Origin of the sequence: Ruania rhizosphaerae (assembly GCF_009805705.1) — a bacterium.
GTDB classification, from domain to species: domain Bacteria; phylum Actinomycetota; class Actinomycetes; order Actinomycetales; family Beutenbergiaceae; genus Ruania; species Ruania rhizosphaerae.
Genome location: NZ_VSMB01000001.1, coordinates 483,170 through 499,072 on the forward strand (window position 1 = coordinate 483,170; position 15,903 = coordinate 499,072).

At 69.9% G+C, this 15,903-nt stretch carries 10 protein-coding genes; 5 read left to right on the forward strand and 5 right to left on the reverse strand.

What is annotated here, in order from left to right; all coding sequences use genetic code 11:
* Window positions 1-89: 89 nt before the first annotated feature.
* On the forward strand, window positions 90-1,412 hold the full coding sequence (locus FV560_RS02065; protein ID WP_235019862.1) for an MFS transporter: 1,323 nt from the start codon (window positions 90-92) through the stop codon (window positions 1,410-1,412).
* A gap of 65 nt (window positions 1,413-1,477) precedes the next feature.
* On the opposite strand, the gene FV560_RS02070 is transcribed toward FV560_RS02065, so the two are convergent.
* A complete protein-coding gene (locus tag FV560_RS02070; RefSeq protein ID WP_159618758.1) occupies window positions 1,478-1,789 on the reverse strand; it encodes a hypothetical protein in 312 nt (103 codons plus the stop codon).
* A 73-nt stretch (window positions 1,790-1,862) separates the two neighbouring features.
* Here FV560_RS02070 and FV560_RS02075 point away from each other — a divergent pair, with 73 nt between their 5' ends.
* Window positions 1,863-2,837, forward strand: coding sequence for a GlxA family transcriptional regulator (locus FV560_RS02075; RefSeq protein WP_159618759.1), 975 nt, complete (start codon window positions 1,863-1,865; stop codon window positions 2,835-2,837).
* A 7-nt stretch (window positions 2,838-2,844) separates the two neighbouring features.
* Here the strand turns inward: FV560_RS02075 and FV560_RS02080 are convergent, their stop codons facing one another.
* The 4 genes from FV560_RS02080 to FV560_RS02095 all read right to left on the reverse strand — a co-directional run bounded on the left by FV560_RS02080 (window position 2,845) and on the right by FV560_RS02095 (window position 8,575).
* Window positions 2,845-5,016: an iron ABC transporter permease gene (locus FV560_RS02080; protein ID WP_159618761.1), complete on the reverse strand. Its 2,172-nt coding sequence runs from the start codon at window positions 5,014-5,016 to the stop codon at window positions 2,845-2,847.
* Window position 5,017: 1 nt separating this feature from the next.
* Window positions 5,018-6,031 (reverse strand): ABC transporter substrate-binding protein, encoded by a 1,014-nt coding sequence (locus FV560_RS02085; RefSeq protein WP_159618763.1) that lies wholly within the window; start codon window positions 6,029-6,031, stop codon window positions 5,018-5,020.
* A 30-nt stretch (window positions 6,032-6,061) separates the two neighbouring features.
* Window positions 6,062-6,901: an ABC transporter ATP-binding protein gene (locus FV560_RS02090; protein ID WP_200837490.1), complete on the reverse strand. Its 840-nt coding sequence runs from the start codon at window positions 6,899-6,901 to the stop codon at window positions 6,062-6,064.
* Between the two features lie 198 nt (window positions 6,902-7,099).
* A complete protein-coding gene (locus tag FV560_RS02095; RefSeq protein ID WP_159618767.1) occupies window positions 7,100-8,575 on the reverse strand; it encodes a CCA tRNA nucleotidyltransferase in 1,476 nt (491 codons plus the stop codon).
* 259 nt (window positions 8,576-8,834) lie between these two features.
* Here FV560_RS02095 and FV560_RS02100 point away from each other — a divergent pair, with 259 nt between their 5' ends.
* The 3 genes from FV560_RS02100 to murJ are packed head-to-tail and all read left to right on the forward strand — an operon-like array spanning window position 8,835 to window position 15,854.
* Window positions 8,835-9,362, forward strand: a complete 528-nt coding sequence (locus FV560_RS02100; protein ID WP_159618769.1) for an NUDIX hydrolase — start codon at window positions 8,835-8,837, stop codon at window positions 9,360-9,362.
* Between the two features lie 37 nt (window positions 9,363-9,399).
* Window positions 9,400-11,907, forward strand: coding sequence for a DUF6049 family protein (locus FV560_RS02105; protein WP_235019863.1), 2,508 nt, complete (start codon window positions 9,400-9,402; stop codon window positions 11,905-11,907).
* Complete coding sequence (murJ, locus tag FV560_RS20020; RefSeq protein ID WP_200837491.1) at window positions 11,907-15,854, forward strand: murein biosynthesis integral membrane protein MurJ; 3,948 nt, start codon at window positions 11,907-11,909, stop codon at window positions 15,852-15,854. The genes FV560_RS02105 and murJ overlap by 1 nt, the downstream gene beginning before the upstream one ends.
* Window positions 15,855-15,903 lie beyond the last annotated feature (49 nt).

Sequence of the window (15,903 nt, forward strand, 5' to 3'; positions counted from 1 at the left end):
TATTACGACACATTCGTAATAAGAGGACAGCTCGGCATGAACCCGCCCAGGGCGTTGGACTCGACCTCACGCGCGATAGCCTGCACGGAGTGAGCATCCTCGCCGACCTGCGCACCGTCGCCGTCCACCGCGGGTTCCGGCGTCTGTTCGCCGTGCGCCTGGTCTCCCAATCGGGCGACGGGATGTTCCAAGCCGGTCTGGCGACTCTGTTTTTCTTCTCCCCGGAGAACCTGGCCACTGCCGGTGCGGTCGCCGCCGCGTTTGCTGTGCTGCTGCTGCCGTTCACGATCGTGGGCCCGTTCGCCGGCCCCCTGCTGGACCGGTGGCGACGGCGGCAGGTGCTGTTCGTAGGCAACGCCGTGCGCGTGGTGCTCACCGCCGTCCTGGCACTGCTGATGGCCACCGACGGCGTCTCGGTGGCGGTGTACGTGATCGCCCTGGTCACTCTGGGCGTGAACCGGTTCCTGCTCGCGGCACTCTCCGCCGCCCTGCCACGGGTGGTGCCGCGCGAGCAGCTGCTGATCGCGAACACGATCAGCCCCACTCTCGGCGCCGTGGCCGCTGTGATCGGGGCTGCGCTCGGATTCCTGATCGGACTGCTGGTGCCGGCCGGGCCGGGGAAGAACGGCCTCGTGCTCACCATCGCGGCTGTCATCTTCGGCCTCGCCTCCTTGCTGGCGCTGAGACTGGGCAAGGATCAGCTCGGACCGGACCTGGTTCCCGGGGTGCGCAACTTCGCCCAGGCATGGAAGGACGTGCGCGCCACGGCGACGGATCTCGTGGCCGGCGCTCGCTACCTCGTCGCGCGCCGGACCCCGGGAGCAGCGCTCGGCGTGATGGCGATCCACCGCTTCCTGTACGGGGTCAACTTCATCGCCCTCATCCTCATCTCCCGGAACCTGCTGAGCGACCCGGCAGACCCGGCGGCGGGACTGGCCATGTTCGGCCTCCTCTCCGGGATCTCGTTCGCGGGCAACGGCCTGGCGATCGTGCTCACCCCACTCGCCCACGAACGGATGGCGCCCTCCAGATGGGTGGTGGTCTGTCTCGGACTCGGCGCCCTCAGCCAGGTGCTGATGGCGGCGGCGCCGACCTTCGTGGTGATCGCAGCAGCCGCGGTGCTGATGGGACTGGCGGTGCAGGGAGCGAAGATCGCCGTCGACACGATCGTGCAGCGCGATACCGCCGACACCTATCGCGGGCGCGCGTTCTCGCTCTACGACACGCTGTACAACGGGGCCTTCGCAGGAGCCGCGGCCGTGGCAGCCGCCGTGCTGCCCGATACCGGCTGGTCCCGCGTGGTGTTCCTCGCACTTGTGGTGCTCTACGTGGTGCTCGGCATCGCCTACCGCAAAATGACCACCGTCCTGCACGACCGGCCCCGACCCGTGCCACTGGCGCCACCGCATTGAGCCACCGCGGGCCGGGTAGTGCGGCAGTTGCTCGCCCGGACGCCGCGGGTATCACGGGACATCGGTCAGTTCACATCGCGGCCGCCAGGCATGCTCGAACGAGCCGGCCCATGCGCTTCGGACGTCCCGCCGTCATCGATGCCACCTGGAGTTCGCCGGGATTCCCGGCGGTGACGGGACTCGTGATCGGCCGGCACCTCGATCCCGTGCCAGACGCTGGAGAACGCGTCGATACCTGAGGCCAGGTAGCGGATGGCACGCCACAGCGCGGCGGCCATGATCAGAACGGCCGGGCGGTCGTCACGACGGACCGGTGTCAGGTCGTTGGCGTTGTTGGCCTTCATCACCTGCTGTGCAAGGAAGTCGTCTGAATGCATGACTCCAGGCTCGCCGGCCGAACACTCACCTGACAGTGGCAAGATCGACAGGATTCGATAGTATCTTGCCACCATGTCGCGACCATCGGTTACGGTGCCGCTCACCGAAGGACTGACGTTGTTCGAGATCGGCATGCCGCTGGAGGCGCTGGGCTACGACTGGGACCCCGAGCGCGGGCCGTTGTATGACGTGACTCTCTGCGGCGATCCGGAGGGCGTGCCCACCCATACCGGCGCCCTGCTGAGCCCTGCGCGTCCGCTGAGCGCGCTCTCCGACGGAGATATGGTCGTGGTGCCCGGGGGAAGGCCCGGCCGGCCGATCGACCAGCAGCTGGTTCACGAACTACGACGGGCGGCAGACAGGGGCACCCGGATCGTGGCGCTGTGCACCGGCACGTTCACTCTCGCCGCAGCCGGCCTGCTCGATGGCCGCCGCGCCACCACCCACTGGCGGCACGCGCCGCTCCTGCAGCGGATGTACCCCCAGATCGAGGTCGACGCACGCGCGCTCTACGTGGAGGACGGCGGCATCTTCACCAGTGCCGGCTCAGCCGCCGGCCTCGACATGTGCCTGCACCTGATCCGGCGCGACCACGGGGAGCGTGCAGCGAACACCATCGCGCGCAATCTGGTGATCGCATCCCACCGCGACGGCGATCAAGCCCAGTACGTCACGGCCGAGCCACTGGAGGACCGGGCCGCCTGGCTCGATCACCTCCGGGACTGGCTCCGCACGAACCTCGTCCATCCCGTGACCCTGACCGAGCTGGGACAGGCCGCGAACCTCTCCGCCCGCACTCTCGCCCGGCGATTCCAGCGGGACGTCGGCACCACACCGATGCGGTGGGTGGCCGCGGAACGGATCGCTGTGGCCAAGGAGTTGCTCGAGGCGACCGACCTGACCGTCGACCACATCTCCTACGACGTGGGCTTCGGATCGCCGGTGACGTTCCGCGCGGCCTTCACCAGGGAGGTCGGAATCTCGCCCGGGCTCTATCGCAGCCGCTTCTCCGCCCGAGCCGCCAGTGCCGCCACACTGACCGGATAGCGCGCACTCAACGACGCGCGCGCATCTTCCACAGCAGCCACACGAAGTACGGGGTGCCGATGGTGGCTGTGACGAGCCCGGCGGGCAACTGGTCCGGTGCGAGGACCACACGGCCGACGATGTCAGCGACAGTCACGAGCAGGCCGCCGAGCAGCACCGCGAGCGGCAGCAGGAGCGCATGCCGCTTCCCGATCAGCATCCGGGCGGCGTGCGGCGCCACGAGCCCGACGAAGGAGATCACCCCGACACTGGCCGTTGCGGCAGCGGTGAGCAGGACGGCGAGAACGAGCACCCCCCGGCGCAGCTGCGGCACCCGGACCCCGAGCGAACGGGGCGTGGTCTCGTCCAGCTGCACCAGATCCAGATCGCGGTGCCAGCCGATGAGCGCGACCACGCACACACCCAGTACGACCAGCAACGGCACCAGGGAGGAGAAGTTCGCCCCGTAGGTCGAACCGCCGAGCCACGTGATCGCCGCGTTCTGGTTCCACGGGTCGGTGCGCACCAGCAGCAGTGTGGTCATGGCACTCGCCGCCGCCCCAATCCCGACACCGACCAGCACCAGCCGCCCCTGATCAGCACCACCGCGCGCACCGAGCACGAACAGCGCGACCGTGGCGATCAGCGCCCCGACGAGCGCGCCGCCCAGGGTGGAGGCGAAGCTCACGGTGGAGCCGACCACGATGGTGATCACGGCTCCCAGCCCGGCGGAGGCGGAGATACCCAGGATGCCAGGATCGGCGAGGGGGTTGCGGGTGATCGCCTGCACCAGCGCCCCGGCCAGAGCAAGCCCGGCGCCGGCCGCGAGCGCCGCAAGCACGCGAGGAATGCGGGTCTCCAGGATCACCTCGATACGCACCGAGGCCGCACCCCGCAGCCAGTTCGCCACGTCACCGAGGAGCACGGTGGAGTCACCCAGCAGTACGCCGGCGATCAGGGCGGCCATCACCAGTCCGAACGCCGCCACGATCACCAGGTGTGGTGCGCGCCGGCCCAGCGCCGTGCCGCTGCGCAGCGTGGCCAGCGCCTCACCGGCCAGGCCGGTGCGCATCCGCTGGGCCAATACCACCATGAACGCGGCACCGAGCATCGTGGTGACCACCCCGGTGGGCAAGGTGACCCCGGAGACAGCGCCGAACGCCGCACGCACGGCGACGTCCGCCGTCAGGACGAGCGCAATGCCGGCCACAGCACTGACGGGGATGAGCACGCGGTGCTGACGTAGCGGCGGTACGGCGCGGGCGAGCATGCGCATCATCGCGGGCGCGCACAGACCGACGAAACCGATCGGACCAGCCACCGTGACCGCCGTCGTGGCCAGGAGGACCGCGAAGGCGACGAGGGTGATGCGGGTGCGGCCCACGGCCACCCCGAGGGAGCGCGCGGCGTCGTCGCCGAGCTGGAGCAGATCGAGGCGGCGCCCCAGCACCATGAGCGCGAGAATCCCGACGACGACCACGGGGGCCAGGGCGGTCACCGCACCGGCACCATTCTGCGCCAGCGTGCCCGCACCCCAGGCGAACAGCCCCTGGGTCTGCCACGGGAAGAGCACCAGCAGCACCGAGGTGATCGCGGACAGTCCGAGCGTGAGAGCAGATCCTGCCAGCACCAGCCGGATCGCCGAGATCTGGGCCCCTGCCGAAACCGCGATGACCACAGCCGCAGCTCCGAGTCCTCCCAAGAAGGCGACGGTGACGTTCCCGAACAGACCGAGCGGGAGGCCGGTGACCGCCAGAACGGTCAGGGCGAGGTAGGCGCCGGCGTTGACGGCAGTGGTGTCCGGAGAGGCGAGCGGGTTGCGGGCAACCCCCTGCATCGCCGCTCCCGCGGCACCGAGCGCCGAGCCGACCACGAGCGCGGCCAGGAGCCGGGGCAGGCGAGACTGGGCGAGAACCGCCCCGTCGGTGCCGGCGGCCTGACCGATGAGCACCTGCCAGAGTCCAGCGAGGTCGAGGTCGGCGGTTCCTTGGGTGAGATGGAGAACGACGGCGCCAGCCAGCCAGAAGAGCACTACCAGCACGACGAGCACTGTCATGGTCACCGCCCACCGCGAGCGGGCCGTGGTGGTCGAGCTCGCGGCGGATCCGGGCGCATCGGGCGTGATCGGCTCGGCAGCCTGTGTTGTGACCTGCGCCGATACCGGAGGCCGCACGAGCTGCTGGGTGACGCCGTCGTTCATGTCAGGCTCCGAGCACCTGGACGAGGTCGTCCGACCAGGCCGCCATTGAGGATGGGCCCCCATAGGCCCAGATGCCGACGGCTGCCTCGTGCACCTGCCCCTCCTGAACGAACGGCAGGTTCTCCCACAGGGGGTTGCCGGCCATCGAGGTCTCCACCGGGTCGTCTTCGCCGTCGTTGCCCCAGTACAGGAACTGGGTGTCATCGGGGAGCTGGGTCAGGCCCTCGAGGTCGAGATAGGACAGGCCGTAGCCGTCGTCACCCGGATCCTCCCAGGCGCTGGCCAGGCCCATCTCGAGGGCGACGGCCTGCACGCTCGAGCGGGGACCGTGCATGCGAATGCTGAGGGTGGAGCCCTCGGCGTAGGGGGAGGTGAGCACGACGGGGGTGCCGGCCAGGCCCGCCGCCTCGATCGCCGCGGTGTTCTCAGCGATGGTGGCGTCGAAGTCGGCGAGCGCCTGCTCGGCCTCGGCGTCCTTGCCCAGCAGGGCGGCGACTGTCTCCAGCGAGGACCGCATGGTGCCGAGTGGGTCGGCGCCGTCGGCGCTCTGCAGCAGCACGACGGGTGCGATGCGGCTGATCTGCTCCATCGCGTCCTCTGGGATCGAGGTGGGACTGCCGATGATCAAGTCCGGTTCGAGCTCGGCGATCGCCTCGATGCTCGGCTCACGCCGGGTGCCGACGTCGCGGGGTTCGGTGCGCAGTGGCTCGGCGTTGCCGACCCAGCTCGTGTAGCCCTCGACGTCGGACAGGCCGACGAGGTCAACTCCGAGCGTCGTGACCATCTCCGCCTGGTTCCACTCCAGTGCCACCACATCCTCGGCGGGCGCCTCGAGGGTGACCTCCTCACCATTGGCGTCGGTGACGGTGATGGGGCCGGCTGTGGGGTCGGCCGCAGCGTCGGTCTCGCCTCCGGTGGTCCCGTCGGCGTCAGCCGCCGGGTCGGTGGTGCCGCACGCGGCGAGGGCGGTCGCGGCCAGGAGGGCGGTCGCGATCAGGGCAGGGGTTCGTCTCATGGGTCCTTCCTCAGGGTGGAGGGTCTCGGGTCAGGCGGGGCGTGCTGCCCCGGCCAACCCGGCCGGGCGCCGCAGCAACTGCCGCGGCACGTGCACGTGGGGCACGCCGGAGGTGGCATGCTCGACCACGATGTCGATCTCGAAGACCTCGGTCAGGAGGTCGCCGTCGAGTGCTTCGCCGGGCGGTCCATCCGCGACGACGCTGCCCTGGCTGAGGACCACGACCCGGTCGGCAAGTGCGGCGGCCTGATTGAGGTCATGGAGCACGGCGCCGACGGCGATGCCGTGGTCGTCGGCGAGCTCGCGGATGAGTTCGAGCACCTCCACCTGGTAGCGCAGATCGAGGTGGTTGGTGGGTTCGTCGAGCAACAGGACATCGGTGTGCTGGGCGAGGGCGCTGGCGATCCACACACGCTGCAGCTGACCGCCGGAGAGTTCGTCGATCATGTCGTCCGAGCGGTCGGTCAGGCGGGTGAGCTCGAGGGCGTGCTCGATCCGCGCAGCGCCGTCCGGGTCGCTGCCGCGCCACCGCGACCGGTGGGGGTGGCGCCCGAACTCGACGGCGTCGCGCACGGTGATGCCCACGGGTGTGGGCCGGCTCTGGGCGAGCATCGCGATCTCCCGGGCGAACTCCCGGGCAGAGAGGGCGCGTGCATCGCGACCGTCGCGCAGCGTGACCGCCCCGGTGCGCATGTGCTGCAGGCGGGCGATGCCGCGCAGGAAGGTCGACTTCCCGGAGCCGTTGGGGCCGACCAGGGCGGTGACCTGACCGGAGGTGAGCGTGAGCTGGGCGTCGCTGACGACGTCGCCGGCGCCATAGGTGATCGACACCTGCTCGGCACGCAGCCAGGGGTTCGCGCTCGCGCTCATCGGACTCTCCATGAAAGTAAGGTTCCACTTACCTAACCAAGGGTAGCCTCACTCAGCACGAATGTCTCGCTCTATGAGACGTCGCGTACGGCGAGCGCTGACTTGTTCGGCATTCGCGGCTGAAACGCCGAGCAAGTCAGCGTTCGGCGGAGTGGGTGAGTGCCGTGTGGGTGGGGTGTGAGCGGCGACGCGATGGAGTCAGTGCTGCCGACTCTCCCACCACGCGAGCAGCTCTGCCCGCGCCTCGTCCTCGCCGAGCGGCCCGCGCTCCATCCGCAGCGCCAGCAGGTGTTGGTACGCAGCGCCCACCTCGCGCCCGGGGCCGATCCCGAGGATCTCCATGATCGCGTTCCCGTCCAGATCGGGCCGGATGCTCTGCAGCTCCTCCTCTTCGGCGAGTTCCGCGATCCGGTTCTCCAGGTCGTCGTAGGCGTGCGCGAGCCGTGCCGCCTTGCGCTTGTTCCGGGTGGTGCAGTCGGCTCGGGTGAGCCGGTGCAGCCGCTCCAGCTGGTCGCCGGCATCGGTGACATAGCGCCGCACCGCAGAGTCGGTCCAGGCGGCGTCCCCATAGCCGTGGAAGCGCAGATGCAACGCCACCAGCTTCGAGACGGCCTGCGTCGTGGCCTTGTCGAAGCGCAGCGCCTTCATCCGCTTGGTCGTCATTTTCGCACCGACGATCTCGTGGTGATGAAAGCTCACGCCTCCACGAGGTTCCAGGCGGCGGGTCGCCGGCTTGCCGACGTCGTGCATGAGCGCCGCCAGCCTCAACACCAGATCCGGGCCCGGGACCGCACCCTCAGGCCCGGTCTCCAGATCGATCGCCTGGTCCAGCACGGTCAGCGTGTGCTCGTAGACGTCCTTGTGCCGGTGGTGCTCATCGATGGTCAGCTGCAGTGCAGGCAACTCGGGGAGCACGTGGTCAGCCACACCGGTGTAGACCATCAATTCCAGGCCACGCCTCGGGGCCGGGGCGAGGAGGAGCTTGACGAGCTCGGCCTGAACCCGCTCGGCCGAGACGATCTCAAGGCGGGCCGCCATCGCCGTCATCGCTGCCAGTACGCCGGGGTGGACGTCCACACCCAGTTGGGCGGCGAAGCGCACTGCGCGCATCATCCGCAGCGGGTCGTCGTCGAAGGACTGCTCCGGCGCGGCGGGAGTGCGCAGGATCCGGTCGGCCAGGTCCGACAGCCCGCCGAATGGGTCCACGAACACCAGGTCCGGCAGACGCAGCGCCATCGCGTTGACGGTGAAGTCACGGCGCGAGAGGTCGCCGTCCAGGGTGTCGCCGTAGACGACTTCCGGCTTGCGGGAGGTGGAGTCGTAGGCCTCGGTACGGTACGTCGTCACCTCCACGACGACGTCACCTCGCCGGGCGCCGATCGTCCCGAACTCTTTGCCCATGTCCCAGTGCGCATCGCCCCACCGGGCCAGGATCCGTTCGGTCTCATCCGGGTGGGCGCTGGTGGCGAAGTCCAGATCGACGCTCGCCTTGCCGAGGAAGGCGTCGCGGACGGGGCCACCGACGAGCGCAAGCTCGTGCCCAGCATCGGCGAAGACGCGACCGAGCTCGATCGCCTGCGGTGCGTACTCGGCGATCACGCCCAGCGCGGTGCGCAGCAGCTCAACGGGTTCGACGGGACGGTCAGTGGTCGGCACAGCCGTCCAGCCTGCCATGTTTCCTACCGTCAGTCTCCCTCGAATCCCCATCCCGCCGCCGAACCACGCCTCCACGTGCACGGAGCTTGCGCGCCACGCCTACCGAATCCCCGTCCCGCCTCCGAACCACGTTGGGGACGGCTGGTGCGGGATTCGGTGGTGGGAAGGGGATTCGGCGCGATCCGGTGGATTCCATGCGCGTCAGAGGCGGTGAGCAAGACTGGTCAGCACGGCCTGGCATGACGCGTGCACGCGTGGGCTTGATTACAGTGTTGTTATGTCCGCCGCGATCCCAACCCCAGGGCCGCGGGTGCCCAGGCCCCCGCAGCCGGTGCGCTGGCGGCGCCCGCACGCCTCCGGGCTGCCCGTGGTCGACGAGACGTCGGCCGGTGGTCTGGTGGTGTCAGTGCAGGCAGGACGGGCCTACACAGCCATCATCGCCCGCCGCAACCGCGCCGGCCGGCTCGAGTGGTGTCTGCCGAAGGGACATCTGGAGGGCCGGGAGACCGCCGAGGAAGCCGCCGTCCGGGAGATCGCGGAGGAGACCGGGATCGAGGGCCAGGTGCTGCGTCACCTCGCCACGATCGACTACTGGTTCGCCGGAAATGACCGCCGGGTGCACAAGGTGGTCCATCACTATCTTCTGGAGGCTCTGGGCGGCGAGCTGACCATCGAGAACGACCCGGATCACGAGGCCGAGGACGTCGCGTGGGTGGGTCTGGCCGAGGTCGCCTCCCGCTTGGCGTACCCGAACGAGCGGCGCGTGGTTGCCACGGCACGCGCCATCCTCGAGGGTCGCGCGTGACGGGCCGCTGGTGACTCGGGTCCGTACCGAGAGGCCGATGAACGAGTGCAGCGGGCGCATGGGCAGAATGCGCGTCGGCACCCTCGCGAGTGTGTGCACGCTGGCGTTGCTGCTGGCGGTAGTCGCCGGAGCGGGTCTGCTGTTCCCACCGGTACCCGCAGCAGCCGAGCCGGTCCCGGGGGAGGTCACCCTCGAGCTGACCGACATCTCTCCGGCCGTGACACGCCCCGGTGATGACATCGAGATCACCGGCACTCTCAGCAACGGCACCGACGAGGACCTGACCGCTCCACGCATCCAGCTCGTGCTCCAGCTGCACGTGCCCGCCACTCGGTCGGCTCTCGATGCGTGGCTGACCAGCGCAAGCTCCTTCAACGCCGAGGTCTTCGCCGTCGAGTACCTCGCCGACGACGTCCCTTCCGGTGCGAGCGTGCCCTTCAGCATCGAGATGCCCGCCGATCACAGCCCGTTCGGCTCGGGGTCGACGTGGGGGCCGCGTGGGATCGAGGTGCGTGCCGTCTCCGACGGGCAGGCGGTGGCCGGCGAGCGTTCGGCGCTGCTGTGGTACCCGGACGAACCACAGGTCGGTGCCCCGACTGAGCTCTCGGTGATCGCACCGCTGACGCCGACGACGCAGGAGTGGCGTGCAGCCGTGGAGGCGGGTGTGCCGGTGCTCGAGGAATCTGCTCCTCGCCTGGCGACGGTGCTGTCGCAGATGCCCGACGACGTGGCCTGGGCTCTGGATTCCACCCTGCTGGAGTCGGTGCCCTCGGACGTCCCCGTCACGGACGCGGGCGAGGACGCGACTCCCACGGCGGACGGCACGAGCGACCCGGCCGCCGATCCGACCGACTCGGCAGAGTCGCCTGAGTCGCCTGAGTCGCCTGAGTCGGCCGATCCACCAGGCGAAGACTCACAGACGGGTTCCGCCGATGAGGCCGCCGGCCCCGAAAGCCCGGCCGGCACCGACGATGACCCGAACGCTGACGGCGCGACAGCTGCTGGCACCACTGCCGACGGCACGAACAGCACAGGCGGCACGGACAGCACGGACAGCACGGACAGCAGCACCGACACCAGCACAGAGGGCCCAGTCCCGCTCGGCGACTCCGATCCAACGGCCGTCCTCGACCAGCTGGTGACCGGTGCGGCGGAACGGGACGTGATCGCGCTGGGCTACGCGGATGCCGATCAGTCGGTGCTCGACTCCTCGAACGGGCTCGATCTGCTGCGCGCGGGAGACGACCGTGCGCAGTCCCTGTTCGCCGAGCACGGTGTCATCGCGTTGGATGATGTGACCTGGCCGGCGAGCGCAGACCAGTCCTCGCTCGCGGCTCTGGCCGCCGTCGACACCCGCGCGGCGGTGCTGCCCGCTGCATCTGTGCCCACCAGCGAGACCATCGGTTACACCCCCTCCGGCCGCACCCGGATCGAGACGACGGCAGGTTCGGTCGAGGGTCTGCTGTGGGACGAGGGCCTCTCGGCGGTACTGAGCTCACAGGCAAGCTCCCTGCAGATCCGGCAGGTGATGCTGGCGCAGACGGCGGTGATCGCACGGGAACGGCCGGCCGACGCCCGCGGTCTGCTCGTCGCGCTGGAGCGGGATCTTGGCAGCGAGGCCGCCCAGCTGGATGCCCTGACCGAGACACTCGAGGCATTCGATCAGGCCCCGTGGGTGGAGCCGGCGAACCTTCGCAGCCTGCTCGGACGCACCGATACCGGTGAGGCGCGCGACCCGTTGCCCGAGCGACCGGCGGGCGGCTCCCACCTGCGCACCGACACCATCACCGATCTGAACTCGGCCCGATCCCATGTCGATGCCTTCTCCCAGGTGACCGAGGAGCCGGCGGCCTTCCGCGATGACCTCGCTCCGCAGATCCTGACCGGCCTGTCCGCCGCGTTCACCCGCGATCCGTCCACCCGGAGCACGGTGGTTTCCACGGCACTCGAGGCAGCGGCAGCGCTGAGCGCGCAGATCCGCGTCGAACCGGGCAGCGAGGTGCTGCTCATCGCCGCCTCGGGTGAGCTCCCGATCACCATCGAGAGCGACTTGGCCGTGGCGGCCACGGTCGCGGTGCGGCTGGTTCCCGAGGATCCGCGCCTCCGTGCCGAGGAGACCGTCCTGGCTCACATCCCTCCGGGCGGCGCCACCACCGCACGACTGCCCGTGACCGCCGTCGCGAACGGGAATGTGGACGTCTCGGTCGTGATCCTCTCCAGTATCGACGGGGAGGTGCTCACCGAGGCCGACCCGTTCCGGGTGCGGGTCCGAGCAGACTGGGAGAACACCGGGACGGCGATCATCGCCGGGGTCCTCGCACTCGCCCTGGCGTTCGGCATCGTCCGCACGATCCGCAAGGGGCAGCGGCGGTTCGAGCCCGCGCCACGGGGGCGCGGGGCGCCTACGGATGCGGATGCGGATGCGGATGCGGACACTGTTACTGCCGGCGATCGTGACGCCGGGACGGCCACCACCAGTACGGCCGAACCAGCGGCGGGGCGTGCGGACGACCCGGATCCGCACCCCTCCGGGGAGGACCGCTGATGGCGGGACGTTCGGGTCTGGCAGGTTCTGCCGCCGTCATGTTCTCCGGGACGTTGGTCTCCCGGATCCTCGGCGTCCTGCGCAATGCGCTCATGGTGGCCGCCATCGGAGTGACGGGCAGCGGCGCAGCGAACGCATTCTCGGTGGCGAACAAGCTGCCGAACATCATCTTCATGCTGCTCGCGGGCGGGATCCTCAACGCGGTGCTGGTGCCACAGATCGTGCGCGCGATGCGCAACGCCGATGGCGGCACCGAGTACGTGAACCGGCTGCTGACGCTCGCCGCCACCGTGATGGGGCTGATCACCCTGGTGCTGACCGCCGCCGCGGGCGCCCTGGTGACGCTCTACGCCGCGGATCTGCGCGATTCGGCCTGGATGCCGCTCGCCGTCGCCTTCGCCATGTGGTGTATCCCGCAACTGTTCTTCTACGGGCTGTACACGCTCCTGGGTCAGCTGCTCAACGCCCGCAGCAACTTCGGGCCCTACATGTGGGCACCGGTGCTGAACAACCTGATCTCGATCGCGGGCCTGGTGGCCTACCTCGTGGTCTATGGCACCTATCTCAGTGATCCGCCTGCAGCAGGGGCGTGGGACGCCCAGCGCATCCTGCTCCTCGCGGGCCCGTGGACGATCGGTGTCGCCGCGCAGGCGCTCGTGCTGATCGTCCCGCTGCATCGCAGCGGGTTCCGCTACCGGCCGCGCTGGGGGCTGCGCAACACCGGACTCCGTTCGGCCGGACGCGTGGCGCTGTGGGCATTCGCCGCGCTCGCCGTCGGGCAGGTCGGGTATCTGGCGATCTCGAATCTCGCCGCCGCCGCCGGGACCCGCGGGGAGGGGCTGCCGGACCCGGCGAGCGTGGCCGGCAACGCCGCCTACGACAACGCGTTCCTGATCTTCATGTTGCCGCAGTCGCTGATCACCGTCTCGCTGGTGACGGCGATGTTCACGCGCCTGAGCGAGCACGCCGCTGGCGGGCGCGCCTTCGCTGTCCGTGACGACCTCTCCCGCGGACTGCGCACGCTCGCCGTGTTCACGATCTTCGCGGCAGCGGCGTTCATGGTGCTGGCGATCCCACTGACGCAGGTGGTCACCTTCGACCAAGCCACCTTCGCCTCCTACCGTGCGGTCGCGCACGTGCTGGTCGCGATGCTCATCGGGCTGCCGGCCATCGCGATCTGGACGATGGCCCAGCGGGTGTACTTCGCCTACGAGGACGCGAAGTCGCTGTTCGTGATCCAGGTCCCGATGGCCGGGCTGCAGATCGTGGGCAGCCTGGTGAGCTTCCTGGTGCTGGATGTGCAGTGGTGGGTCGTGGGCGCAGGTGCGGCCACCGCCCTGTCGAACATGTTCGGTGCGCTCGTGGCCTACCTGGCGCTACGCCGCAAACTGCCCAACCTCGACGGCGCACGGGTGCTGCGTACGCACCTGCGGGTGGTGCTGGCCGCAGTGCCCACGGCGCTCCTCGGGTGGGGGGTGCTGCACCTGTGGGGAGTGCAGACCTCCTTCGTCGGAGCAGTCCTGCGGGTCCTCGTCCTCGGCGGAGGAATGGGCCTGCTGTACCTGGTGCTGCTCAAGCGTCTCCGGGTGGACGAGCTCGATCAGTTGACCGCCCGAATAGCGGCCATGCTGGCGCCGTTGACCCGCCGGCTGGAGCCGTTGGCGTCGAGGCTCACGGTGCCAGGTCCGTTGCGTACCATATGGTTCACGATCGTTGGTGCGAACACGGGGATGGGAGGGACGTCAGTGGCCCAGGGCACGACCACGTCCCTCGAGCCGGGGATCACACTTGCGGACCGGTACGTGCTTGAGGCCGCCTCCTCCACGGACCTCCCTGGTGCATCCGCGTGGTCCGGCCAGGACGAGATCCTGCAACGCCCGGTGTCCATCACCACGCTGCAGGGCCAGCACCGGGACGAGGCGCTGGACGCTGCACGCCGGGCGGCCCTGATCTCCGACCCCCGCCTGCGCCGGATCGTGCGCGTGGGCACCCATGACGGCGTCGCGTTCGTGGTCTCGGAACCGTCCGCCGGTACGTCACTGGCCGGCCTCGTCGCGGGCGGCCGGCTTCCGGCAGCACAGGCCCGCACCGTGGTGGGCGAAGCGGCGACGGCGATCGAACTTTCCCGTAAGCGCGGCGTCCACCACCTCTACCTGCGCCCCTCAGCGCTCGAGGTGGGTGCAGACGGTTCCGTGCAGCTGGGCGGGCTCGCCATCGATGCGGCTCAGGCCGGCATGACCCCGGTGGATCCACAACGATCGGCACGCACTGATGCGGTGGACCTCGTGGCACTGCTGTACACGGCCCTGACTGGCCATTGGCCGGGCCCCCCGGAGCGTTCCGGGGGCCTGCCCACGGCCCCGCGCATCGACGGTGCCCCGGTTCCCCCTGGCGAGCTGGCGGACGAGGTTCCGCACGATCTCGACACCCTGTGCGCGGTCACATTCGGCCCCCACGAGGACGGCCCGTACACGGCCGGTGAGCTCGTGCGCGAGCTGGAACCCTGGGACGCACCAGAGCCCGTCGCTGCGATCACCGACGGCGGAGGGTCCGAGGCGGCAGTTCCAGCGACAGGCGACCGGGCACAGGGTGAGGCCGCGGACAGTGACGATGACCTCCAAGCGGTAGCTGCGACCGATTCGGCCACCGTCGCCTCAGCGACCGTGACAGCGCCTCCTGATCCCCTGGCGAACGGTGCAGACAGTTCCGAGCAGGTGGGCGACGCCGCCGGCACGGGCGGTGCCGAGAGTACCGCGGGGACGGGGGACACAGCGGGCACTGCGGGCACAGCGCACACGAGCCTCGATCGGGCACACCGCGATCCGAGTACGTGGGCACCGCACCCCCTTCCGGAAGATCCGCAGCCGGTCGCCTTCTCCGAGGTTCTCGACGGCGCGGCTCCCGACGTCCCGCCCGGCTACCACGCCAGGCACGCCGGCGACGCCATGCCTGGTCAGCCGCGGCCAACGCGGGCGCAGGCTCCACATTCGCCGGCACAGGAGGTCGCGGCGGGATCAGAGCACGTGGATGGAACGTCGCCGTCGGCACCGGCCGACGGTGAGGCACCCACGTCCCGGCTCGAGGCCGGCGCTGGCGCCGGGGAGCCCGGACATGAGCGACGCCGTCCGGTGCCTCCTGTGCTCGGTTGGGACACCCCCGGGCAGCAGGCCGCGCAACCTCACCCGACCGTCACGACCCCCACGGTCCAGGGTGTTCTGGGAGGATGGTTGCGCGCCGCAGGCAGCGCTGTACGCGGTCGGTTCATGCGGGAGACGGAGGACGAAGACGGCGTCCGCGAGCGGTTCAACCCCACCCCGATCGTCATATTCGTGATGGTCGCCGTGGTCGTGGTCGCCACGATCCTCGCCCTCGGTTCGTTGCGCGAGGCGTCGACCTCGTTCAACCCCGACGACCACACACGGGAGCCGATCACACCCACCACCGCCGCGCCATCGGAGGAGCCCACCGCAGAACCCAGTGAGGAGCCGAGCCCGGAACCGACCCCCTCCGCATCGGCGGCGCCCATCGAGATCGCCGAGGTGCACTCGCTCGACCCGTCCACAGGTGTGGGCGACAACGAGGACCTGGCGCGCTACGCCGTCGACGGGGACCCCGAGAGCACATGGCAGTCGCTGCGCTACGACAACCCCAGCTATGGCATGAAGGAAGGCCTGGGCTTCGCCGTCGTACTCGACGCTACGGCCACGGTGACATCGGTGACCGTGGACGTCCAGGGCGCCGGTGGTGTACTGCAGGTCCGCGACACCTCGCCGGACGATCCCGGCGGCGGCGACGTGCTCGCCGAGGGTGAGATGGGGCCCGAGATGACCTACACCCTTTCCGAACCGACCGACCTGGACACGGTGGTGCTGTGGTTCCCGGAGTTGCCGGTGGCCGAGTCGGACGGGCGCAACCGGATCGAGCTGGCCGAGATCACGGTGAACTGACGCCGAACACGGGGTGAATCGTTGGCTCATCCAGGTGGGACGGACCGCC

What these genes read in the sequence shown, in the direction of transcription:
- FV560_RS02090 (WP_200837490.1), bottom strand. Translation starts at nt 6,901, where the DNA reads ATGAGCGCGAGCGCGAACCCCTGGCTGCGTGCCGAGCAGGTGTCGATC.
- FV560_RS02105 (WP_235019863.1), top strand. Translation starts at nt 9,400, where the DNA reads ATGAACGAGTGCAGCGGGCGCATGGGCAGAATGCGCGTCGGCACCCTC.
- FV560_RS02100 (WP_159618769.1), top strand. Translation starts at nt 8,835, where the DNA reads ATGTCCGCCGCGATCCCAACCCCAGGGCCGCGGGTGCCCAGGCCCCCG.
- FV560_RS02070 (WP_159618758.1), bottom strand. Translation starts at nt 1,789, where the DNA reads ATGCATTCAGACGACTTCCTTGCACAGCAGGTGATGAAGGCCAACAAC.
- FV560_RS02085 (WP_159618763.1), bottom strand. Translation starts at nt 6,031, where the DNA reads ATGAGACGAACCCCTGCCCTGATCGCGACCGCCCTCCTGGCCGCGACC.
- murJ (WP_200837491.1), top strand. Translation starts at nt 11,907, where the DNA reads ATGGCGGGACGTTCGGGTCTGGCAGGTTCTGCCGCCGTCATGTTCTCC.
- FV560_RS02095 (WP_159618767.1), bottom strand. Translation starts at nt 8,575, where the DNA reads ATGGCAGGCTGGACGGCTGTGCCGACCACTGACCGTCCCGTCGAACCC.
- FV560_RS02075 (WP_159618759.1), top strand. Translation starts at nt 1,863, where the DNA reads ATGTCGCGACCATCGGTTACGGTGCCGCTCACCGAAGGACTGACGTTG.
- FV560_RS02080 (WP_159618761.1), bottom strand. Translation starts at nt 5,016, where the DNA reads ATGAACGACGGCGTCACCCAGCAGCTCGTGCGGCCTCCGGTATCGGCG.